General features: G+C 73.5%; 13 protein-coding genes. 3 read left to right on the forward strand and 10 right to left on the reverse strand.

Annotated features, from left to right (window positions below):
- Positions 1–232 precede the first annotated feature (232 nt).
- Positions 233–1,291, forward strand: coding sequence for a class I SAM-dependent methyltransferase (locus I5Q34_RS01415; protein ID WP_199890211.1), 1,059 nt, complete (start codon positions 233–235; stop codon positions 1,289–1,291).
- 10 nt (positions 1,292–1,301) lie between these two features.
- Here the strand turns inward: I5Q34_RS01415 and I5Q34_RS01420 are convergent, their stop codons facing one another.
- The 6 genes from I5Q34_RS01420 to I5Q34_RS01445 all read right to left on the reverse strand — a co-directional run bounded on the left by I5Q34_RS01420 (position 1,302) and on the right by I5Q34_RS01445 (position 16,229).
- Positions 1,302–2,453, reverse strand: coding sequence for a glycosyltransferase (locus I5Q34_RS01420; RefSeq protein WP_199890212.1), 1,152 nt, complete (start codon positions 2,451–2,453; stop codon positions 1,302–1,304).
- Between the two features lie 14 nt (positions 2,454–2,467).
- Positions 2,468–3,250 carry an alpha/beta fold hydrolase gene (locus I5Q34_RS01425; protein WP_199890213.1) on the reverse strand — a complete coding sequence of 261 codons (783 nt, stop codon included), beginning with the start codon at positions 3,248–3,250 and terminating at the stop codon, positions 2,468–2,470.
- The gene (locus I5Q34_RS01430) at positions 3,247–3,543 is read right to left on the reverse strand and encodes an acyl carrier protein (protein ID WP_199890214.1); all 297 of its coding nucleotides are present in this window, start codon (positions 3,541–3,543) and stop codon (positions 3,247–3,249) included. Before I5Q34_RS01430 ends, I5Q34_RS01425 begins: the two co-directional genes overlap by 4 nt.
- Positions 3,540–7,904, reverse strand: coding sequence for a beta-ketoacyl synthase N-terminal-like domain-containing protein (locus I5Q34_RS01435; RefSeq protein WP_199890215.1), 4,365 nt, complete (start codon positions 7,902–7,904; stop codon positions 3,540–3,542). Before I5Q34_RS01435 ends, I5Q34_RS01430 begins: the two co-directional genes overlap by 4 nt.
- Entirely contained in the window at positions 7,901–14,725 is a 6,825-nt protein-coding gene (locus tag I5Q34_RS01440) for a type I polyketide synthase (RefSeq protein ID WP_199890216.1), read from the reverse strand. Before I5Q34_RS01440 ends, I5Q34_RS01435 begins: the two co-directional genes overlap by 4 nt.
- 595 nt (positions 14,726–15,320) lie before the next feature.
- Entirely contained in the window at positions 15,321–16,229 is a 909-nt protein-coding gene (locus tag I5Q34_RS01445) for a LysR family transcriptional regulator (protein ID WP_199890217.1), read from the reverse strand.
- Between the two features lie 693 nt (positions 16,230–16,922).
- Between I5Q34_RS01445 and I5Q34_RS01450 the strand changes: the two genes are divergently transcribed.
- Positions 16,923–17,222, forward strand: coding sequence for a hypothetical protein (locus I5Q34_RS01450; protein ID WP_199890218.1), 300 nt, complete (start codon positions 16,923–16,925; stop codon positions 17,220–17,222).
- A gap of 197 nt (positions 17,223–17,419) precedes the next feature.
- The gene (locus tag I5Q34_RS01455; protein WP_199890219.1) at positions 17,420–18,145 is read left to right on the forward strand and encodes a 3-keto-5-aminohexanoate cleavage protein; all 726 of its coding nucleotides are present in this window, start codon (positions 17,420–17,422) and stop codon (positions 18,143–18,145) included.
- 11 nt (positions 18,146–18,156) lie between these two features.
- On the opposite strand, the gene I5Q34_RS01460 is transcribed toward I5Q34_RS01455, so the two are convergent.
- The 4 genes from I5Q34_RS01460 to I5Q34_RS01475 form a co-directional block, all read right to left on the reverse strand.
- On the reverse strand, positions 18,157–19,167 hold the full coding sequence (locus tag I5Q34_RS01460) for an FUSC family protein (RefSeq protein ID WP_199890220.1): 1,011 nt from the start codon (positions 19,165–19,167) through the stop codon (positions 18,157–18,159).
- Positions 19,164–20,483, reverse strand: coding sequence for a sensor histidine kinase (locus I5Q34_RS01465; protein WP_277965459.1), 1,320 nt, complete (start codon positions 20,481–20,483; stop codon positions 19,164–19,166). The genes I5Q34_RS01460 and I5Q34_RS01465 overlap by 4 nt, the downstream gene beginning before the upstream one ends.
- Before the next feature lie 403 nt (positions 20,484–20,886).
- Positions 20,887–21,945, reverse strand: a complete 1,059-nt coding sequence (locus tag I5Q34_RS01470) for a cation diffusion facilitator family transporter (RefSeq protein ID WP_199890221.1) — start codon at positions 21,943–21,945, stop codon at positions 20,887–20,889.
- A 293-nt stretch (positions 21,946–22,238) separates the two neighbouring features.
- A complete protein-coding gene (locus I5Q34_RS01475; protein WP_199890222.1) occupies positions 22,239–22,634 on the reverse strand; it encodes a PPOX class F420-dependent oxidoreductase in 396 nt (131 codons plus the stop codon).
- Positions 22,635–22,670 lie beyond the last annotated feature (36 nt).

A 22,670-nucleotide genomic window follows, 5' to 3' on the forward strand; every position in this document is an offset into this window, starting at 1 on the left:
GTGCACAACTCGGCGTTGTGGACCGACGCCGCTCACCCGGCAGGCCGGGGAACAATGCCGTGACAAACGGTGACCGTACACATCAGCGGGTGGGACTTGCCGGATACGCGTGAACTCTCCGGGACCCCGGCGCTCCCCGGCCGTCCAAACACCGGGGCACACTTTCGCTCCTTGGAGTTGCGCGTCGTCGGACTTGGTTCGGCGAGGACGCCGGAGTGGTACGACATCAGGCGTGACGACGCGAGCCGAGCAAGTCGCCGTTCTCCGCCCCCTCTACCAGCGGGACCTGGCTTCCGGTACGGAGCGGTTCTTCGGGCCCAGGCGGACAACCTGCCCCTGGTGCGCGTCGGACCGGCTGCGCGAACGCCTGCGCACCCCGGACCTCCTCCAGCACAAACCCGGCACCTTCGTCATCGACCGGTGCCTCGCGTGCGGCCACCATTTCCAGAACCCCCGACTCAACGAGAGCGGCCTGGAGTTCTACTACCGCGACTGCTACGACGGACTCGGCCGCGGGACCGCGGAGGGCCTCCTCGGCGCTGCCCGCAGCAGAAAACGCCACCGGGTCGCCGCGCAGTCGGTGCGCCCCTTCACCGACCCCGAACGCTGGCTGGACGTGGGCACGGGGTACGGCCACTTCCCGGAAGCGGCACGGCAGGTCTTCCCGAAGACCGCGTTCGACGGTCTGGACGTGGGCGAAGGCGTGGCGTTCGCCGAGTCGGAAGGGCGGATCGACAAGGCCCTGCGGGGCCTGTTCACCGAGTCGGCCCCTTCCCTGGCCGGGCAGTACGACGTGGTGAGCATGCACCACTACCTGGAGCACACCGCCGATCCTCGCGGTCAACTCCAGGCCGCACACATGGTGTTGCGTTCCGGCGGACTGCTCCAGATCGAGGTTCCGGACCCCGAATCCGCGTATTCCGGGCTGCTCGGCCGCTGGTGGGTGCCCTGGTTCCAGCCCCAGCACCTGCACCTGATGCCCTGCCGCAATCTGCAACAGGCCCTGGGAGAAGCAGGCTTCACCGTACTGGAGGTCGGACGGAGGGCGGCGCACCGCCCGGTGGATCTTGCCGGCGCCATCGTGCTCCTGCTCTCCCGTCTGGCGCCCCGGGACGACGCTCCCTGGCACCCCCGGCCGCCGTCCGCCGCGGCCCGGCGGGTGCGGAAGCTCCTGTGGACGGGCGGCCTCCCGGCCGTGGTGGCCGCGTACGCGCTTGAGCAATGCCTCGCCCCGGTCGCCCGGCGTACGGGGTTCTCCAACGCCTACCGGATCCTCGCGCGCCGGAACTGAAGCGCTTCGGTCACGGGCGTGCCGCGAGCGCCTCGAGGTGCCCGGCGGCCGCGCCGGCGCCTCCGGCCGCGCGCAGGCGGTCCCCCAGGTGCCGGGCGGCGGCCCGGTGATCCGGCCCGTCCAGCACGGTGTCGAGCGCCGCTCCCAGCCCGACGCGGTCGGCGCGGCCGAAGCGCACCCGCACCGCGGCACCCGCCGCCGTGACCTGGGCGGCCACGAAGGGCTGGTCGTCACGGACGGGGGCGACGACGAGGGGAATCCCGTGCCACAGCGACTCGGTGACGGTGTTGTGGCCCGCGTGGCAGACCACTGCCGATGCCCGGGACAGCAGGTCGAGTTGAGGGACCCTCGGCAGGGCGAGCACGGTGGCATCCGCCGCTCCGGCCAACCTGCCGCCGGGGTCGGCGATCACGGCCTGCAGGCGGTGTGCCCGTTCCCGTACGGCTGCCGCGCACTCGGCCAGGAAGCGGCTGCCGATATCGGTGTTGACCGTCCCGAGGGAGACCAGGACGGTGGCCCGGTGCCGGTCCAGCCATGCCCAGGGGAAGTCCGGCGCCGTCCGACGGCCGTGGACCGCGGGCCCGACGAAGCGTACGCGGGGAACGGACGTGTCCACCAACTCCTCGACGGTGTAGGCCAGTAAGAGCTCGGGGGAGAATCGCGGGTCGTGCGTGGCCCCGGGGTCACCGAACTGCTCACGCAGCCCCGTCAGGAGGGAGCGGATCCACATCTCGACCTTGGGCAGGGCCGCGACGGAACCGCCCACCTCCGCCGGGGTGGTGGCCGAGGTGGCCCAGCGCAGGCCGAGCCGCTCGGCCACCAAGGCTCCGGCGAGGGCCTGTTGGTCGGCCACGAGCACGTCCGGGCGGAACGCGTCGACGGCCTCCCTCGTGCCCGGGGCCATGGCCTCGGCGAGCGGTACGAGGAAGTCCTCCCACAGGAATCGCAGCGCCGCGGCCCCGCGCAACCCGGGCGGTCGACGCACTCGCGCCGGTACCGCGCAGGGGTACACCTCGGCGTCGGTATCGACCACTTCCCGAACGGCGTCGGGCACCGCGGCCCAGGCCACTCGGTGGCCACGAACAGCGAGTTCGGCGGCGACGGCGGCCGCCGGGTTGACGTGCCCGGCCAGCGGGGGGACGACGAAAAGAAACCTGCTCATGTGGGTACAAACTCCTACTGTCGCCGGTGGCCTTCACGCATCCAGCCGGCCAGCAGTGCGCCGACCCTCTCACGGGCGTCGACGAGGACGCGGTGCCCATGTCCGGGAAGGATGACGGTGCGGCAGCGCGGCAGGGCCCGCTCCAGCGCGGGCGCTGTCCGGGCGAGGGCGAAGTCGCCACCGTAGAGGGCCAGTACCGGTACGTCGAGTGAGCTCCAGTCACCCTCTTCCCGGGTACGGCTGGCCGCTATGTCCTCGACCAGAGTGGTGCCGAGCAGCAGGGGCCGGGACCGGCGGGCCGCCCGGGCCACGTCACGGCCGTGCTCCCGCTCGATCCGGCCGGCCGCCCGTGCATCGCGTACCGCCTCCGCGTGCCGGGCGAGCAGCTCGCTCAAGCCCTGTGCCCAGGCAACGGTGGGGAGGACGGCCTCGATCAGTACGACGCCGATGAGGCGGTGGGGATACCGAACAGCGAAATCCATGGCGACGGCTCCGCCGAAGCAGTCGCCGACGAGGAAGAAGGGGCGGTCCATGCCGAGGGTGCCGAGGAGGGCGAGGAGGTCGGCGGTGAACTCCTGGAGCCGGTAGCCGGTGTACGGCCGTCCGCTCCGGCCGTGGCCACGCTGGTCGTACATCACGACGCTGTGGCCGGCTGCCGCGAGCCCGCCGGCGACACTGCAGTAGTAGGTGGCCAGGGTGTCGAGGACCAGGCCGTGGACGAGCACCACAGCCGGCCGGGCGGGGTCGCCCAGGCGCTCGACGTTGAGGCGGGTGCTGCCGACTTCGAGTACGGTCATCCCAGGCGGTCCACGATGTGGTGCACCAGGTGCCCGACTGTGAGACCGGCGATCTCGCCGATGTCGAGCGAGGCGAAGTAGGCGGGGAAGTCGACGTGTTCACCGTAGTGGGTGCGCAGCTCGCCGGTCAGGGTGACCAGGTCGATGGATTCCAGGTCCAGGTCCTCCACGAACAGGGTCTCCATCGTGACGGTGCCGGGGTCGGGCGGGCAGTCGTCGAGAACGCGCCGCAGCGCCTCGGCGACCCGGGTCAGGACGGCGGACGCGTCGGTGTCGGGGGGCGTGGTGGTCATGGCTGCTGTCCATTCATCTGTTCGGGAGAGCGGACCTCGTCCGTCGAGGTCCATGCGACGGCATAGCTCCTGGGCGGCAGCCCGGGCGGGTTGTCGATACGCGTGAGACGGATGGCGTACGAACGGCCCGATGGCGCACGGACGGTGAGGGCATCGGCACGATCGGGGTCCGGTGCGGTGACGAGGAAGGCGTGCGGATTGCCGCGGAGTCCCGTCCCCTCCGCCTTCGCGGCCGCCTCCTTGGCCGCCCAGAGCCGGGACATCTGCTCGGGCCCGCCGCCGAGGCGCTCGAACAGGGCGTGTTCGCCGGGGGCCAGCACCGCGTCATGGGTCGCGGCAGGGCGATCGGTGATCTCCTCGACGTCGATACCGGCCGGGGTGCCCCCTGGCCGTACGAGCGCGACGGCCGCCTCCCGGCAGTGCGCGAGCGACAGTTCCACCGGTGGCAGCCGCCGCCCGTGCACGCCCTCCGGGCGGGGGCGGCCCGAGGGCTCATTGCGGACCCGCACCTCGCCGGGGAAGACGGGCCCTTCCCCGTGCCCCCACAGATGACGGCGCACGGCGTCCTTGGCGGCGATCCTGCCGAGCAGCCACTGCCGTCTCCCCTGCATGGGACGGCTCGCGTAGGCGGCCCGTTCCTCGCCGGCGAGCTGGCAGCGCATCATCAGCTCCAGCGAGAACGGATCGGGCCAGTGGTCGAAGACGAGCTGCCAGCCGCCTGGTTGGGGGGCCGAGAGCGTGTGACGGTCGGACTTCCGCTGGACGGCGAGGGTCGTGGGGTTCGAGTCGAATCTGCGCTCCCGCCAACCACGGATCCCGGCCCATACACGGCCCTCGTGCACGAGTTGCGCGTCGGCCTCCACCAGCCTGTCCGTGATCCGGGTGATCCGGAGGTCGCAGGCGACGCGGGAGCCACAGGAGGGGCGCGGGCCGTGAAGGACGATCTCCCGGACGCCCACCGGGAGGACGTCCACCCGTTCGACACCGGTCGCCATCAGCCAGTAGCCGAGCAGCTGACCGACGTTGTCGAGAAGGGCTCCGGGCGCGTCCAAGCAGGTGAGGACGGCCCGGACATGCCGCTCCCCGAGCGCGACGATGTCGGTGACGCCCTGGAAGCGCGGTCCGTGAAACATCCACCGCCGCTCGTACATCTCCCTCGCCGAAACGGACGGCGCGGCCTCGGGTCCATCGCACGCCCAAGGGACGGGCGGCTCCGGGTGGTCGGCGGCCGTCCGGATGTCGGCCCGCGCGTAGCGGCCGAACGCGGCCCGGTGCCACCCGTCACGGTCCTGCCCGGCGGTGACCGTCAGCTCCACGGCGACGGGCGGTGACGCGACCGCCCATTCCAGGAAACGGGCGTCGCGCACGGCGACGGGCGTTCCGGCGGCGCCGACGGCGTCCAGCAGGAGCTGGACGATCGTGGTGGCGGGGACGACGGGCCAGCGGTCGGCGAGTTCGGGCCAGCCGGGGCGTTGCCGGTAGAAGCAGTGGTCGAGGAGGTAGGGCATGTGGTCGGCGTCGGCCTCGACGACGCGGCGGGTGACGGCAGGAGCCGTTGTACGGGCCGTCGCCGGCGCGGCCCCGCCGGGGGACTCCGCTGCCGCGTACAGCGCGGCCGCCGTGGTGGCCGTCTCGGTGAGGAGCGCCTCGAGTTCGGCGACGGCGGGGATGCGCCGGGCGAGCTCGTGCAGAGGAGCAGCGGGACCGCCCCGGAACTGGCCCAGCGCCGCGCGCAGTTGCTCCCGCGCCCTCGGATCCAGCGACACCGGCCCGGCCCCCAGGTCGAGGCCCGGCGTCGCGCGGCGTTCGCCGAGCGCGGTGAAGTCCGGCTCCAGGCCGGCCGTCCACAGCGCGGCCGCGACCCGGTCGAGCTGGGAGAGGCCGCTGCGGCGGGGCGAGTTGGCGGTGACGGCCAGGTGCTCACGGCCTGCGAGCGTGTCCCCGACCAGCGCCGGGAGCTGGCCCGTACCGACCTGGACGAAGGCCCGGAACCCCGCCGCGTGCATGGCTTCGGTCAGCTGCCGGAAGCGGACCGGTTCGAGGAGGTGGCGGACGAACAGCTCCCGGATGCCGGCCTCGTCGTCCGGGAAGGGCGCCGCCAGTGTCCCCGACCACACCGGCGTCCTGGCCGGGTGCACGGCGAGTCGAGGCAACGCGTCCCGCAGCGCATCGAGATGCGGGGCCAGCATCGGGGTGTGGAACCCCGACCGGAACGGCAGGATCCGGCCCAGGACACCCTCGCCGCCCAGCCGGGCCGCAAGCGCCTCCAGCTGATTCCGGGGGCCGCAGACGACGCACTGGTGCGGGGCGTCGTCATGGGAGAGGACGACGCCGGGGAATCCGGGAAGAACCTCCTCGATCCGTGCGGCGGGGGCGCCCAGGGCCAGGAAGGTGAGCGCGGGAAGCCGCAGACGTCCGGTGACCGCGTCGCGCAGCACTGCCCCCGGCCTGTCCGCCCGGAAGATTCCTCCCGCGATCATCGCGGTCCACTCGCCCGCGCTGTGGCCGGCAACGGCGTCCGGACGGATCCCCATGCGGTCGAGGGCGGCCGTCAGCAGCTCTCCGACGTCGAACAGGGCCGCCGTGTGACCGCCGACGTCGCCGACGCGCAACTGCCCGGTGGAGGGGCGTTCCGCACCGAAATGTCGGGCGACATCGTCCACTTGAGGAGAGAATTCGGCCTCCAGGCCGGGGAAGAGGAACGCCGTCCGTCCCCCGCCGGGGCCGAGGAGCGGCTCCGGCGCGAACCACAGACCGCCGCGACCGCCCCACAGTCTTCCTCCGGCCGTGGCCTTGCGGGCCAGCGCGAGCTGTCTGGCGCCCGGCCCGGCGATCGCCAGCCGGGCCGGTCCGCTGCCGCACGCGTCCATGGCGCGCAAGGCCGCGTCATCGGTGTCGAGCAGCGCGGCCAGGTCCTGGGGAGTGCGCGCCGCCAGGCGCAGCACCCGTTCGCGTTCGGTGACGACGGCCCGCCGGGCCGGGGAGGTGCGGCCCCGGGCGGGCCCCGGCGGCTCCTCCAGCACCAGATGGGCGTTGATCCCGCCGAAGCCGAAGGCGTTGACCGCTGCCCGCCGGGCCCCGGCCTCCCAGGGGCGGGCGGTCGGCGTCGGGCGGAAGCGGGTGGCCGGCAGCGCCGGGTGCGGGACGTCGCAGTGCAGGGTCGGCGGGAGGACTCCGTGGTGGATCGCCAGTGCCGCCTTGATCATGCCCGCGGCGCCGGCCGCGGGCATGGTGTGCCCGATCATCGACTTCACCGAGCCGATGACGGCGTCCGGTTCGCCACCCTGCCGTCCGAACACCTCTGCCAGGACGGCCAGTTCGGTGGCGTCGCCGCCCGGGGTGCCGGTGCCGTGCGCCTCCAGGAGACCCAGCGCGCCCGGGGCGGTGGGGTCGAGTCCGGCCTCCGCCCAGGCCAGCCGCACCGCGCGGGCCTGTCCTGCGGGGTCGGGGGTGATCAGGGAAGCGGTACGTCCGTCGGAGGCGATCCCCACGCCCCGTACGAGCGCGTACACCCGGTCGCCGGCTCCGCGCGCGTCGGTGAGCCGCTTGAGGACCACGATGCCCGTGCCCTCGGCGAGCAGCATGCCGTCGGCGTCCCGGTGGAAGGGCCGGATGCGCTGGGAGGGCGAAAGGGCGCCCAGTTCGGTGAAGACGCTCCACAGCGTGGCGTCGTGGCAGTGGTGCACTCCGCCGGCCAGCATCACGTCACACCGCCCGCGCGCCAGTTCCGTGACGGCGTGGTCCACGGCGACGAGGGAGGAGGCGCAGGCCGCGTCCACGGTGTAGGCGGGACCGCGCAGATCGAGGCGGTTGGCGACGCGGGAGGCGGCGAAATTCGGTACGAGACCGAGCCCGTCGCCGGGGCTGTACGGGCCGAGCGCCTCGAGGAAGGCCGTGCGCAGCAGACCGAGCCGCTCTTCGTCGATGCCGGGCATCACCTCCCGCACCGTGCGCACGAGTTGGGCCGATGTCCGTACGCGCTGGCCCAGGCGGGCCGTCCGCGGGGTGAGGTAGCCTCCTCGGCCGAGCACGATCCCGACGCGGGTGCGGTCGCCGGGCAGAGCACCGTGCGCGTCGGCGAGGGCCGCGGCGGCGGTGCGCAGCGCGATCAGCTGGTCGGGTTCGGTGCCGCGCACCGCCGTCGGCATGATGCCGAAGGCGGCCGGGTCGAAGTCGACGAGACCGTCGACGAATCCGCCACGACGGCAGGCGAGCCCCTCCGGGTGCCAGCGCTCCGCCGGGAAGTCGGTGATGGCGTCGACGCCGTCGACGAGGTTGCGCCAGTATGTGCCGAGGTCGCCCGCGCCGGGCAGGGTCACGGCCATGCCGACGACGGCGACGGGCTCGCGTGCCGCCGTCACGGGAGCCGCCCCGGCGCGGTGAGGACCACTTCGTCGACGTCCGCGTCGCCGTGGGCGAGTTCGCGGCAGAGCGCGCGAACGCCCTCCGCCGGGTCGATCAGGGCGAGACCGCGGGAGGTGAGGTCGCGGGCGAGTTCCGGTCCGACCATGCCGGGGTGGTGCGGATCGGGTGCCCATGGGCCCCAGTGGACGGTGAGCGCGCGGCGTCCGGTGGTCCGTCGCCATTGGCGGCCGAGAGCGGCGAGGGCGTCGTTGGCCGCGCTGTAGTCGGTTTGCCCCCGGTTGCCGAGGACGGCGGCGACGGAGCCGAACAGGACGGTCAGGCGCGGCGGTTCGGGCAGGCCGCGCAGCGCGGAGAGCAGCGCGCGGGCGCCGTCCACCTTGGTGCCGTGGACGCGTTCGAAGGATTCGGGCTGTTTGTCGGCGAGCAGCCGGTCCTCGACGACGCCCGCCGCGTGCACCACGGCGTCGACGCGCCCCGCGTCGGCGTGAACGGCATCGACGGTCTTGCGTACGGCCTCGGCGTCCCGGAGGTCGAGGCAGTGGTAACGGGCCTGCCCGCCGAGGGCGGCGATCCCGGCGAGGGTCGCGGCGACTTCGCGCCGGGCGAGGACGCGGCGGGCTTCGCGGTCGATGTCGGCGGGAGCGAGGCCGCCGCGCCCGGCGAGGACGGAGCGGAGGGCGGTGATGTCGGGGGCGAGGGCGGGGCCGGGGTCCTCGGGGGCGCCGGACATGTCGGTGCGGCCCAGGAGTTCGACGCGGCATCCGGCGGCGGCGAGGGTGACGGCGGTGCGGGCCGTGATGCCCCGGGCACCGCCGGTGAGGAGGGCCACGCTGCCGGGACCCAGTCCGGCGGCGAGGGCGTGGGCCGTGGCGTCGCCGTCGGCCGCGGGCTCGAGCGGGGCCCGGTACAGCTCCGGTCCCAGCCGGGCGCCTTCCGCGGTGTGGCGGACGACCGGACACCGGTCGGGGGCGAGGAGTTCACCGATGAGATCCTCGGTGAGGGCCGCGACGGGCCGGTCGGGGGCGAGGGTGACGACGCGGGCCGAGGTGTCCGGGTACTCCCGTGCCACGGCTCGGAAGAATCCGCCCAGCCCCGCCGTGCGGATGTCCTCGCCGGCGGGCCGGGCACACAGCAGCCAGCGCGGTCCGCCGCGCAGAACGGCCTGGAGCAAGGGGAATGCGGCGGGCAGCACGGGAGTGGTGCCGGGCACGAGCGCGGCGAGGTGGATGACGCCGTCGTCGCGTGCCTCGCTCCCGTCCGGGCCCGGGTGGTCGTCGGACCGGGCGGCGGCCCCGAGCGCCCGGAGACGCCCGACGAGCGCGCGGGCCAGCGGGGTGTCCTCGCCCAGCACCAGAAAGCGTCGCCCTCGCAGGACGGAGTCGTCGGGCTCGGGCGCGCCGGCGAGGGGGACTTCCCGCAGCAGGTAGCGCGCGGTGGCCGTGGCTCCCACGGGTGTCCGGGCGTGGAGGGGGTGTGCGTCGGGCGCCGGGGACGGCGGGCAGCTCCCGGGTGGCGCCGCGACGGGCCTTGAGTACACGGCGCCCGGGCCGGGATGCCGGGCGGGCCCCTCCCCCGGCCCGGCCGCCTCACCCGGCTCTTCCTGGCATCCTCCGTCCAGCGCCGCCGTCAGCCGGTCCGCGAGCGCCGCCGCCGTGCGGGCCAGGAGCAGCTCCTCCAGCTCCGGCTCCGCCCATGCGGTCCGGTCCGGCCCGGTCGCTCCCGTCAGCCGTCGGCCGAGCTCGCCCACGATTTCCGTGCGCTTGATCGAGTCGATGCTCAGCTCGGCCTCCAGGTCGAGGCCGGGCTCGATCAGTTCCCGTGGATAACCTGTCCGCTCGCTGATCACGGACCGCACCACGGACAGCACATCCGGCACCGCGGTGGTGGTGGCCTCGGTCCTCGGTTCGGGGACGGGCCCCGGCGGGGGCGGTACGTCCGGCGTACCCGGAGCCGTCCTCTCCGGCCCCGCGCCGAAGTACGCCAGCATGACGTCCCGCTGCGCCGCCATCATCTCCCGGCTGCCGCGCAGGAATTCGGCCAGCAGATCGGGGCCGTCCGTCCGCGCGGGGGGCGGCGCGAGGGGCCCGATGCGCCGGGCCGGTCGCAGTCCCCCGGGCAGCGGCGCCCCGTCGGCCGTACGGACGAGGTGACCGTCGACCGTCCAGCCCGCCGGTTCCGGTACCGCGGCCGGGTCGGCGACGATCGCGTCGCGCCCGGTGAACAGCCGCTCCGCCGCCACCGTCGCGCCCGCCACCGAGAGGCGGGCCAGGGCCTGGAGGTGTCCGGCCAGTCCCGCGTCCGGGTGCGGTGCGAAGGGGACGGCGACGTGCGGGCGTGAGCCGAGGACGGCGCGGACCAGCCCGGTGAGCGCGGTGCCGGGGCCGGCTTCGACGAAGACGCGGGCCCCGGAGGCGTACATCGCCTCGATCTGTTCGACGAAGCGCACGGGCGCGGCGATCTGCTCGGCGAGCCGCTCCCGTACGCCCGTGGGACCCTCCGGATAGCGGTCGGCCGTCGCATTGGACCAGACCGGGAAGTCGGCCGTGCGGAACGGGAGACCGGCCAGCGCGTCGGCGAACTTCTCCGTGGCCCCCGCGACGAGGGGGCTGTGGAAGGCACAGGAAACGGGGAGACGCCGCGCGGCCAGTCCGGCGTCCGCCGCCGCGGCGAGGGCCTGCTCGACGGCCGGCAGGTGCCCCGAGATGACGCTCTGCGCGGGCGCGTTGTGGTTGGCGACGACCGCCTTCCCCTTCAGCCCGCTCGCCACGAGCAGTTCCTCCACGGCCTCCGGTTCCGCCGCGACGACGGCCATGGCACCGGGTTCGTCGCCCACCGCCTCCGCGATCGCCTCCGCGCGCGCGGCGCTGAGGTCCAGCACCGCGTCGGAGGAGAGGACACCCGCGGCGCCGAGGGCGACCAGCTCTCCGTACGAGTGCCCGGCCGCCATGCCGGCCCGCACACCGAGCCGCTTGAGCACATCGTGGGCCGCCAGGCAGACGGCGCCGAGGGCGGGTTGGGCATGCCGCGTGCCGGCGAGGCGGGCGCGCTGTGCTTCCCGGGTCGCGGCGTCGAACGCGGCAGGGGGGAAGAGGACGTCGGCGGGCACCCGGCGCAGATGACGCTGGGTCTCCGGGAACGCGATGAAGAGTTCGGCGAGCATGCCGGGATGCTGGCTTCCCTGGCCGGGGAAGAGGACGGCGATCTTGCCCGGATCCGGGGTGTCCGGCCGCGGCCCTCCCGGTTCGCCGCTGTGCGCCGGTCCGCGCCGGTCCGCAAGGAAGACTCCCTGGCGGGGCTCCCCCGCGACCACGGCCCGCAACAACGTCGGCAGTTCGTCGAGAGAGGCCGCCACCACGGCCGCGCCGACCGGGTGCGCGCCGGTGCGCCGCGCGGCGGTCAGGGCGAGGTCGCGCAGCCGCCAAGGGCGTCCGGAACGGTCGTTGAGCCCGGTCAGCCGCAGCAGCTCGCGTGCGTCGTCCGCGCCCCGCAGGACGAGGAGTTCGGCGGGCCAGACATCGTGGCCGCAGCGCGGTGGCACGGTCCCGCCGTGGCCCCGCAGGACCACGTGGAAGTTGGTGCCGCCGAAGCCGAACGCGCTCACTCCTGCGGCCCGCCGTTCGGCGGGCCGTGCCCACGGCGACGCCCTGTCGTGGAAGACGAACGGGCTGGTGACCGGGTCCCAGAAGGGGTCGGGCCGGCGCAGGTGCAGGGTCGGCGGCCGTACGCCCCTGTGCAGCGCGAGGGCCGCCTTGACCATTCCGGCCAGCCCGGCGGCGCACTTGGTGTGTCCGATCTGGGACTTGACCGAGCCGACGGCGCACTTCCCCGGTGCGGCACCGGACGCGGTGAACACCTCGGTGAGCGTGACGAGTTCGGCATGGTCGCCGACGGCCGTCCCCGTGCCGTGGGCCTCGACGAGGCCCACCTCGGCGGGCTGGACGCGGGCCTGCGCGTAGGCCCGCTCCAGGGCGGCCCGCTGTCCCTCCCTGCGGGGCGCGGTCAGCCCGAGCGAACGCCCGTCGGCACTGCTGCCGACGGCCTCGATGACGGCGTAGACACGGTCGCCGTCGCGGTCGGCGTCCTCGAGTCTCTTGAGCACGAGGCACGCGACGCCTTCGCCGAGCGCGATGCCGTCGGCATCGGCGTCGAAGGGACGACACCGGCCGGTCGGCGAGAGGACACGCACGGAGGAGAAGAGAAGGTAGTCCTTGATGCCGTTGTGCAGATCGGCGCCCCCGCACAGGGCGAGGTCCGCGGCGCCGCCGCGCAGTTGGCCGCAGGCGGCCTCGACGGCGGCCAGGGAGGAGGCGCAGGCCGCGTCGACGGTGTAGGTGGCGCCGCCGAGGCCGAGCCGGTTCGCGATGCGCCCGGCGATGACGTTGCCGAGCATGCCGGGAAAGGTGTCCTCCGTGAGGACGGGCAGCCGGTCCGCCAGTTCCTCGGGGAGCCGGCCGAGGTAGGACGGCAGGACGGCACGCAGGGCCGCGGCGTCCGACATCTCGCTGCCCGCCTCCGCCCCGAAGATCACGCAGGTGCGGTCGCGCGGCATCTCGCGGCGGTCGTATCCGGCGTCCGCCAGGGCCCGCGCGGCGGTCTCCAGCGCGAGCAGCTGGACGGGTTCGATGGCGGACAGGGAGGCCGGGGGGATGCCGTAGCGCAGCGGGTCGAAGGGGATCCGGGGCAGAAAACCGCCCCACTTGGAGGTGGACACGTCGTGGGCGGTCGCCTGCGGACCGTGGTGGACGGACGCGTCCCAGCGCTCGGCCGGAACCTCGGTGACGGCATCGGTGCCGGCGAGCATGTTGGACCAGAAGGCGGGCAGGTCAGGGGCCTGCGGGAACACACAGGCCATGCCGATGACCGCGATCCCCAGCGGTTCGGGCGTCGGCCGTTCCCCGCCCGGTGGTGGCGGCGTCGACAGCGCCATGGCACGGGACCGTTCCTCGTAGAACGAGGCCGCGGCTTCGCCGACCTGGCGGTGCAGAGCGGCGACGCTGGTCGTGACGGTGCGCAGGACGGACGCCTCGCCGGCCATGAACAGGCCCTCGTCGAGCTGCCGTCGTTCGTCGACGTGACGAAGGATGTCGCCGACACGCTCGACACCCTTGCCGGCGATGCGCAGCCGCCCGAGGTTGAGCCGCTCCAGCTCCTCCCACACCTGCCGGTCGGGCACGCCCCGGCCGCTCAGTTCCTCCCTGCGCGCCTCGTGGGTGCGGCAGTACGGGCTGGGCAGACAGCGGGTCGCCTGGCCGGGCCCGGTACGCAGGACGGCGGTCCTCTCGGCGGCGAGCGCCTGCCGCTGGTAAAGGGGGCGGATGGCGTCGCAGGCGACGGCCTCTTCGGTGAAGAGGTAGGCGGTGCCCATGAGCACGCCGGTGGCGACGCCGCGCGCGCGGATTCCGGAGGCGAGCGCGGCGACCATGGCGGCCGAGCGCTCGTCGTGGATGCCTCCGGCGAAGAGCACCTCGAGCGTGCACCGGCCCTGGTCGGGGTGCTCGGTCAGGAAGTCGTCGAGTACGGCGAGTTGGGCCTCCCAGAGAGGGAAGCTGTTGCGCGGTCCGATGTGGCCGCCGCATTCCGCGCCCTCGAAGACGAAGCGCCGGGCCCCCGCCGCGAGGAACTGCTCGAGCAGGCCGGGCGAGGGCACGTGCAGGAACGTACGGATGCCGTGCTGCTCCAGGTCGGCGGCGTGCGCGGGCCGGCCGCCCGCGATGACGGCGTGCGTGGGGCGAAGGTCGCGTACGGCCTCGAGCTGGGCGGCGCGGATATCCTCGGGCGCGAAGCCGAGGAGGCCGACGCCCCAGGGGCGGTCCCCGAGCGCGGCGCGGGTCCCCTCGATCAGGGCCCGGGTGCGCTCCCGGCCGGCGAGCGCGAGGGCGAGGAACGGCAGCCCTCCCGCGTCGGCGACGGCCGCCGCGAACCCGGGCTGGTCACTGACGCGTGTCATCGGCCCCTGGGCGACGGGGAGTTCCGTACCGAGGGCACGGCTCATCGGGGATCCGGGCCGCAGCGCGCCGGGTGCGTTCCGGTCCCGTCCGGCCCGGTCGACGGCGTCATGGACGGCTCGTACGGCGACGGCCACGGTCTTGTACTTCCGCGCGAAACGGCGCGCGAGAAGGGCGTCCTGGCCGAGCGGCAGCGCCCTGCCGCGCAGGGTGTCGGGCAGACCCGGCCGGTGTGGGTCGAGGGTGCGGTGGCCGTTCAGGTGATGGGTCTCGGTGCCGTCCAGGAGCCGCAGGACGGCGGCGAGTCCGGGCGCGGTGTCGGCCTCGTCGAGGAGGGCGAGCTGGACGTCGAGGACCACACCGGCGGCGCCGCCGAGGACGGCGGCAGCGGCGGTGTGCGGTCCGATACCGCCGCAGGCCCATACGGGCACGGTCACTCGTTCGTCACCGAGGAGCTGTTGGAGCAGGATGAACGTGGAGAGTTCACCGGCCGGTCCACCGCACTCGCTGCCGCGCGCGACGAGGCCGGCCGCCCCGGCGGCCACGGCCGTACGGGCCTCGCGCGGACCGCGCACCTCGGCGATGACGGTTCCGGGGCGGAACTCCCCTCCGCGCAGCGGGAATCCGGGTGCGACCAGCACGACCTGCGGGCCGTCGCCGTCGGAGACGCGGAGCTCGTCGCAACGGAGCGCGCAGTCGGCGGGGACGCGGACGCCGAAGGCACCGGGTGTCCAGAGGCGGGCGAGGTCCAGGGCGTCCCGGGCGGCCCCGTCGTCGCTCCCGAGGTCGATGACACCGAGCCCGCCGGCCCTGCTGACGGCAGCGGCGAGCCGGACGTCCGGCTCCCCGAAGGGGCTGACCCCGATCACCATGCGTCGGACCGTTGCCACCGCCAAGGGGAACCTCCATCGTGTACGACAACGCCAACGACCTCTCCAGTGGGATCAGCAAGTAGAGCTGCACTGGGCCAAGTTCACCCCTACGGGTGCGGCCCCATGCCCCATCGGCCCCGGAAGCGGCCCCCCGTCACCGCAATCGGCGGCGGCAACGCCCCTTCGCCGACACGCGTCGCCGCGAGAAGGCCCTCCGGGAGTGGGCTTGTTCCGCTTGGGCGGACATCATCGGCGTGGCGGCCAGGCCACTTGAGCGCAAGCACATGGGCACGCCCGGATCCGGGAGCGGGGACGGCAACACCGCTTCCTCCTGGCCCAGGAGCTCGAGTACGCCTCGGGCGCCGGCGACTTCAACGAGGAGATCCGGGCCCTGGCTGCGCCAGGGCCGGCTGTTCGACGCGGGGCCCTCCTGCGATGATGCGGTCACAGTTCTCGCGGCGTGTGTGAACCGCCCAGGAAGAAGCTGGAGTTCCCTCCCTCCTCCTCATACCGCCCGCCGGGCGTGGCCGCCGATCGACCGAGTCCCTGCCCGACCGGAATGATTCACCCGGCCGCGATCGTGTCGGTGACCCGGTCATCGAGGGGTGCTGTGAGCGGGGAGGCAAGGGGCGTCCTCGTCGATGGTCTGGAGGAATGCCCGGACGAGGGGGGTGTCGCCCGTGCGGGGCCAGACGGGGACGTACTCGAAGCGGGGGAGGTGGGGGAAGGGCAGCCAGACGGTGTCGGGGCGGGCGTAGTACTGCTCGGCTCGCGCGGAGGCGAAGGTGACGCCCTTGCCGGCACCGACCATGGCGAGTGCGTCCTGCCAGTAGCCGGCCACAAGGTGTGGGATGGGCAGGCCCGAGGGGGTCCGGCGCGGGCAGTGGTGTTCCTGCCAGTACGGGGGTACGGCTCCGGCGAAGGTGATGAGGGTCGTGGCGGCCAGGTCTTCGAGCGTCACCGCGGCGGAGCGGGTGAACGGGTGCTCGTGGTGGACCAGGAGCCTGCGTTCTTCGGCGATGAGGACGGGACCGACGGCCAGGTCGGGCTCGTCGACGGGGAGTTCGGTGATCTGCAGGTGTACCTGGCCACTGCGGATCGGCCCCAGGGGGTCGGAGAGCTGGATCTCCTGGATCCGGACTTCCGAGTCGGGATGACGGGTGGTGAACCTGTCGGCGGCCTTGAGAACGATCTCGGCTGCCATGGGACTGGAGTAGCCCACCCTCAGCACATCGCGCGTACCCCGTGCGGCGGCTGCGGCATCGGCGAGGGCCCGTTGCACCTGCTGATAGGCGGGCAGCAGGTCACCGCGCAGTTTTTCGCCCACCCGGGTCAGGGCAACCTTGCGGCTGGTGCGCTCGAACAGCGGCGCCCCGATGCGGCGTTCCAGCTTCCGAATGGTCTGACTGACCCGGCCCTGGGCCAGACCGAGCCGCTCCGAGGTGCGCCGGAAGTGGAGTTCCTCGGCCAGAGTGAGGAACGCCTCCATCTCATGCCGTTCCACGTCGGCCCCCCTTGTGGTCGTTGATTGGTGAGTGTGGCGCACCGATCGTAGATGATCTTGATGTTGATCATGGCCTCGGAGACATGGAGAGTGGGTGCGGGCCGCGACGACATGGCACGGGAGGGTTTCCCTATGGGAAACGTGCGTGTCGCTGGGACCTTTGAGAACCATTGGGGGACGGATTCATGACGACGAGTGCCGGCGACTGCCCGGCTGTTCCGCGACGGCAACGGCCCGGCTTCCACGGAGGCCGCCCCTCCGGCGGATTCCGCGGCGATGTCACGGCAGCCGGTGTCGTAGTCGTCGACTGACCGCACATCTGGCGTCTCCGTCCCGGCCACGGCAGGGCGGGTTCTGCGGCTTCGAGGTCATCAACACGGTTGTTCTTGGGTGACGTTCGTTTTCCGATGTTCCGATCCATTGCGCCGTGCGGCCTGGCGGCCTGCGTCCCGGCCCGCCGTCGGCAGAGCCGGAATCATCGCTGACATATCTCCGTGAACCGGGTGGAGCGTGACCACCCCGAGAGCACCGCCGCGTTCTCGCGTCACGGCACACCTGTCGCGCTTCCCGGGTTCGGAATCTTGTTTGGGATTCGCGGCCCGCATCCGATGACGCAACAGCCGGCCCCCGTACGGCAAGGGCGTATCGAACTCCTTGCGCAAACACGTTGCTCCAAAATCAGAAAGAGGAAAAATGAACACCAAAATAGCGAGCGCAGTGACTTCTGTTGGCCTTTTTGTCGCCGCCGCTACGACCTCCGTCATCATGGCCGCTCCCGCTTCGGCGGTGACGGCTCAGTGTGTCCGTTATCTGCAGAGCAAGAACTACACGCCCACCAAGGAGAGGGTCGACTACTGTTCCACGGGCGGGCACTTCAAGGGCTCGGCGGACAAGGGAATTGCTTACCAGGCGTGCCGGTTCGGGCTGGAGGGTTCGGGCGTGAGGTATTCCGACGCGGTCACGGCGTGCAACTACGCCCAGTCGAGCCAGTGAGATTTCCTTCCGCTCGTCGCTGACACCGCAGGCGTGAACGACGACCGCTACGAGGCATGTCCGGCGGGTCACCCAGGACCCACCGGACATGCCTTTTCTGGGCAGGATTTCCGAACGACCCCTGCACCGCCTGCCGCTGCGCCGTGGGGGCCCCACCGGCCGCGGGGAGTGTCGGACCCCGATGCCATGATGCGGTCATGATTCTCCAAGCGTGTGTGAACGGCCCCAGGAACAAGCGGGAGTTCCCCTCCCTCCCCGTGTCGCCCGCCGAGATCGCCGAGGCGGCGCGGGAGGCGGTCGCCGCCGGGGCGGTGGATCTCCATGTGCACCCCAAGGACGCCTCGGGTGCGGACACCCTCGCACCCGCCGTGGTCGCGGAGGTGGTCGAGCGGGTGCGGGCCGCGGTGCCCGGTGTTCCGGTGGGGGTCACCACCGGCGCGTGGGCCGCGCCGGATCCGCGCGAGCGGGCCGAGTCGGTGCGGTCCTGGACCGTGCTGCCGGACCACGCCTCCGTCAACTGGCACGAGGACGGCGCCGATCTGGTGGCCGCCGCGCTGGCGGAGCGGGGCGTCGGCATCGAGGCCGGCCTCTTCTCCGGGACGGACGCGGTCGCCCGCTTCGCCTCCTCGCCGTTCGCCGGCAAGGTGCTGCGAGTCCTGGCCGAAGTCATGGATACGGGCGCGGCCGCCGCCGAGATCACGGCCCGGGCGCTGCTGAGCGACATCGGCGCGGCCGGCGGCGTACCGGTGTTGCTGCACGGGCAGGACGGCGGGGCGTGGCCGGTGCTGCGGCTGTCGGTGCGGGAGGGGCTGTCGGCCCGGATCGGCCTGGAGGACGTCCTGTGTCTGCCGGACGGCGCGCCGGCGGCGGGCAACGGGGAGTTGGTGCGCGCGGCCGGGGAGCTACAGGCGGCGGGCGGCTGACGGGGCTGCGTCTATGGTCGCGCAACCGCGCCCGCCCCGGCCCCCGGCCACAGCCATCGGGTGGCCAGCAGCGCCACGCAGCCGCCCAGCGCGTTCAGTCCCGCCCGGACCGCCGCCGCCCACCAGGGCAGCGGCTCGCCGTAGTCGCTGAGCAGCAGGAGCAGCACGGGCGAGGCGAGGGCCCAGTAGGTGTAGTTGGCGGTGCGGAAGGCGTAGGCGAGGGCGCCGGAGACGCCGACGACGGCGGCCACGGCGTAGGGCCCGGGGCTGGAGAGCAGCAGCAGGGCGGTCACCACGCCGCCGGCGGTGTTGCCGACGATTCGCTGGGCGAACCTCGTCCGGGTCTCCTCGGGGGTGGGCCGCAGGGTGAGGAGGAGCGCGGTGACGAGCCAGTGGCCCTGGCCCCACAGCGTCCCCGACACGCCCGTCACGGCGACGGCGCCCCCGGTGAGGAGAGCGAGGCGGGCGCCGTGCCGCACGCGGACGGCGCGCGGGGGCGGGGACGGGGACGGGGGCGCCGCGTCGTCCCCTCCGCCGTGGTATCGGCGCGGCAGGAGCAGCGCCGCCGTCCAGACGCAGCCGACGAGTTGGAGGAGGCCGGGCACGGTCTGCTCCCGCCCGTCGCCGGTGATGCCGGTGAGCAGGACGGCGAGGGGCGCCGTGACGCCGACGCCGGGCAGCACCGACCCGGCGAAGGCGGTGGCGGCCACGCCGAGGGCGAGGACGGGCATGCCGTGGCCGGCCAGGGTGGTGTAGACGCCCGCGGCGGTCGTCCAGGCGGTGCGGACGGCGAGGCAGCGCACCCGGCCGCGCGGGCCGGCCCCGGCGGGGAGGGGCATGGCCAGGAGTACGGCGGGCAGGGCGATGGCCGCTCCGGTGCCGGGGCGGCCGGAGAGGGTGCCGACGACGAGCGGCACCACGAGGGCGAGGCCGGCGGCGACCCCGTCCGCGTACCGGGGGCGGCCCTGGGGGCGCAGCAGGTCGCGCAGTGCCCTCGCGGCGGTCCGGGCGGGGGCGGTCATGGGACGGCCGGGGCCGGTTCCGGGCCCGTGTCCTCGCCGCCGGCCGTCGGCAGCCGGACCTCCACCGTCGTCCCGGCGCCGGGCGAGCTGTCGATGCGGAAGAGCCCGCCCGCGCTCTCCACGCGCATGTAGTGGCTGGCCAGGCCGATGTGTCCCTCGCGCAGGCGGCGCAGGACGATGTGGGGGTCGAAGCCGGTGCCGTTGTCGCGGACGGTGAGGACGGTCTCGTCCGCCTCGGTCGTCAGGGCCACCCATACGTCGGTGGCCCGGGCGTGCTTGACGGTGTTGCGCAGGATCTCGCGGGCGGCCGAGTACAGCAGCGTCTCGTGGCCGACGCGGCCGGGCAGGCTGATGTCGTAGTGGATCCGGAAGCCGCCGCGCCGGGCATACCGCTCCCCCGCCGCCTCCAGCGCCGGCCCGAGCCCGGCGGCGGCGAGGATCTGGGGGTGCAGGTTGAAGATGATCTCCCGCATCTCCTGGACGGTGCGGCGCACTTCGTTCTGCGCCCGGTCGAGCGCGGCGCGGCCGGCGGCGTCGTGGGTGCTCTCCTCGGCCTCCTCCAGGTCGTGGAGGGCGGCGAGCAGGGTCTGGACGGCGCCGTCGTGCAGCGCGTCGGCGACCCGGGAGCGCTCGCGCGTCTCGGCGGCGAGCGCGTCGTCGAGCAACAGCTCGCGGGTGTCCATGAGTTCGGCCACCCGCCGGGTCCGCTCGGCCAGCAGCACCGCGATGACGACGGAGGCGGCGACGGTCCACAGCAGGTACGACTCGTCGACGACGATGGACCAGACGTCTTCCCCCGAGCGGGTCACGAGGTGCGGCACGGACATCAGGGCGTAGCAGACCATGCAGACGGCGCCGAAGACGGCGGTGACCCTGGGCATCTGCCACAGGATGGTGGCCATGGCCCACATGAAGTAGGCGTACCGGACCGAGGAGGTGGGGCCGCCCGAGGCCGCCGCCAGCCCGGTGATCATCACGAGGTCGACGACGAGGGCGCCCGCGGCCCCCCGCACCCCGGTCACCGGACGGTGGTGGACCGCCAGCAGCCGGCCGAAGGCCCACAGCAGGTAGGCGGCGAGGAGGCCGTCGAACCAGGCGCCGTAGGCGGCGGCGACCGGGTGTCCTCCGGCGAGGAAGAGGGGGACGGCCATGCCCAGCCGGATCCAGGCCACGCGGCGGGACGCCTGGGCCACCATGGCGCTCATCTGTTCCTCGCGCCAGCGGGTGGTCACGGCGGCCCGCCGCGGCCGGGCGGCCCGGAATTCCCGTGCGGCCCGTTGTCGTCCGGCCCGTTCTTGTACGACGTCGTGCGGCACAGCACGTATTCGACGGTAGTCGGGTGTCACCGGACGTGCCCGGCGGGTCCGCCGAGTGGGCCGGGCCTGTCCCCCGCGGGACCGTCCGGTCGTGGGACGGGGAGGGGAAAGGGAAGTGCATAGCGTGGAAACGCGTGGTTTCCCCGGTGTGGTTTACCCGGCCGCATTGCGGCGAGCGCCGCGCATCGCGAATTCGGAAAGGACGGGTCCCATGAACACGACCGGCCGTTCCCCGGGCGGTGCCCGGGGCGTTCCCCCGGTGCCGTCCGCCCGGCGCACCGTCCCGGGCGGCGGGCGGACGGTGCGGTGGGTACGGGTGCGTCCCACCGCCCGCCGCTGCCCGCACCGCCGTGTCGGCCGGTGCCCGGGGTGCCGCGCCGCCCCCCGGTAGGGGCCGCGCCCGTCAGCCCGCGTCGGCGCGGGCGCTCCCGTGGTGCACGGTGCCGTGCGCCTCCTCGCAGTGCGGGCCGGGGTGCCCGGCCGCCACCGCACCGGCGACGGCCATGGGCGGGGGCGCGGGGGCGTGGTCGACCTGGAGGGTCGCGTGGGTGATCCCGTACTCCTCGCGCAGCGTGGTCTGCAGGGCCCGGCGCACGCCGTGGCAGTCCCCGCCGACCTCGACGATCACGTGGGCGGAGAGCACGACGTCGCCCGAGGTGATCTCCCAGACGTGCAGGTCGTGCACCTCGACGACGCCCTCCTGGGTGGCCAGCCGGGCGCCGATCGCGTCCGGGTCCGCCCCGGCCGGCGCGGCCTCCAGGAAGATCCGTCCGGCGGCCCGGACGAGGGACGTGCCGGAGCGGAGCATCAGGGCGACGACGATGAGCGTGGCGACGGCGTCGGCGCGGGCGAAGCCGGCGAACATGACGACCGCGCCGGCCACCGCTGTGGCGATGAAGGCGTACAGGTCGGTGATGATGTGCTGGAAGGCGCCCTCGACGTTGAGCGAGGAGCGGTTGGCCTTCGACATGCACCAGGCCGCGGCGATGTTGACCACGACGCCGGAGAGGGCCGTGTAGAACATCAGGGCGCCGTCGACCTCGGACGGGCTGACGAGCCTGCTGACCGCCTCGTAGGCGAGCCAGACGGAGACCAGCAGCAGCGTCAGCCCGTTGGCCAGGGCCGAGAGTATCTCCGCGCGCTTGAGCCCGAAGGTGTAGGTGCCGCGGGCGGGGCGGGCGGCGAGTCGCATCGCCACGAGCGCCAGCACGATGGACGCGGCGTCGGAGAGCATGTGGGCCGCGTCGGACAGCAGCGCGAGCGAGCCCGCGGCCAGGCCGATGACGACCTCCACCGCCATGTAGACGACGATCAGTCCGAGCGCGATCGACAGCCAGCGGCGGTCCGCGTCCGGTGCCACTCCGTGGCTGTGACTGTGACCGTGCGCGTGGCCGTGGCCGTGGGCATGGTCGTGGTGAGCGTGCGCATGCTTTTCATCGGCGTTACGGCGCCCCTTGTTCATGAACACCCCATCGAGTCGCGAACGAACACGGGGAAGTGAAGCGCATCAGGAGCGCATTTCGCAAAGGCTGCAATGGAGACGGTTATCGATAGCGTTCCTCGTGAATACGGTTGTCGATTGCAGTGGGGAAATGCCCGCAACTCGCCGGATTTCCGGGGCGGTCGGAGCGCGACCGCGGAAGCCGGCTACGGCCGGCGCCTTTTGGGGCGGGACGGCACACCGGACGCGTCCCCGGGCCGCGTTGGCGGGCGGGGACGAGCCGCCGGCCCCGTCCCCGCCCCTCCGCGCCCGGCTCACACGTGGAAGCCGGTCACCTTCCGCGGCGTGACCCGGACGATCAGCCGGACCACCTCGTCCGACTCGGCCGGCGGGTCCTCGCCGAGGTACTTGTGCGAGAGCCGGCGGGGCAGTTCCTTCTCCGGGTCCTCGACGAGCTCGGCGGTGCCGCGGATGTCCACGGACTGATACGGGTTCCCGACGTCGAACACCGTGAGGCTGATCCGGGGGTCACGGGCGAGGTTCCGGCCCTTCTGGCGCTCTGTGGTGGTGGAGAAGAGCACCGTGTCGCCGTCTCTCGCGATCCAGACCACCGAGGTCTGCGGCGACCCGTCCCGGCCGAGCGTCGCGATCGTGGCGAAGTTCTTCCCGTCCAGCAGTCTGCGCGTCGTCTCGTTGAACGTCACTGACACAACGTCATCCTTCCAAGTGGATCATCAGTTCACCGA

This window comes from Streptomyces sp. AV19 (assembly GCF_015999245.1).
Lineage (GTDB): Bacteria > Actinomycetota > Actinomycetes > Streptomycetales > Streptomycetaceae > Streptomyces.

Bases quoted from the DNA above. Each gene is read 5' to 3' on its own strand.
- I5Q34_RS01430 (WP_199890214.1), bottom strand. From the start codon at position 3,543: ATGACCACCACGCCCCCCGACACCGACGCGTCCGCCGTCCTGACCCGG.
- I5Q34_RS01440 (WP_199890216.1), bottom strand. From the start codon at position 14,725: ATGGTGATCGGGGTCAGCCCCTTCGGGGAGCCGGACGTCCGGCTCGCC.
- I5Q34_RS01450 (WP_199890218.1), top strand. From the start codon at position 16,923: ATGAACACCAAAATAGCGAGCGCAGTGACTTCTGTTGGCCTTTTTGTC.
- I5Q34_RS01425 (WP_199890213.1), bottom strand. From the start codon at position 3,250: ATGACCGTACTCGAAGTCGGCAGCACCCGCCTCAACGTCGAGCGCCTG.
- I5Q34_RS01455 (WP_199890219.1), top strand. From the start codon at position 17,420: ATGATTCTCCAAGCGTGTGTGAACGGCCCCAGGAACAAGCGGGAGTTC.
- I5Q34_RS01470 (WP_199890221.1), bottom strand. From the start codon at position 21,945: ATGAACAAGGGGCGCCGTAACGCCGATGAAAAGCATGCGCACGCTCAC.
- I5Q34_RS01420 (WP_199890212.1), bottom strand. From the start codon at position 2,453: ATGAGCAGGTTTCTTTTCGTCGTCCCCCCGCTGGCCGGGCACGTCAAC.
- I5Q34_RS01460 (WP_199890220.1), bottom strand. From the start codon at position 19,167: ATGACCGCCCCCGCCCGGACCGCCGCGAGGGCACTGCGCGACCTGCTG.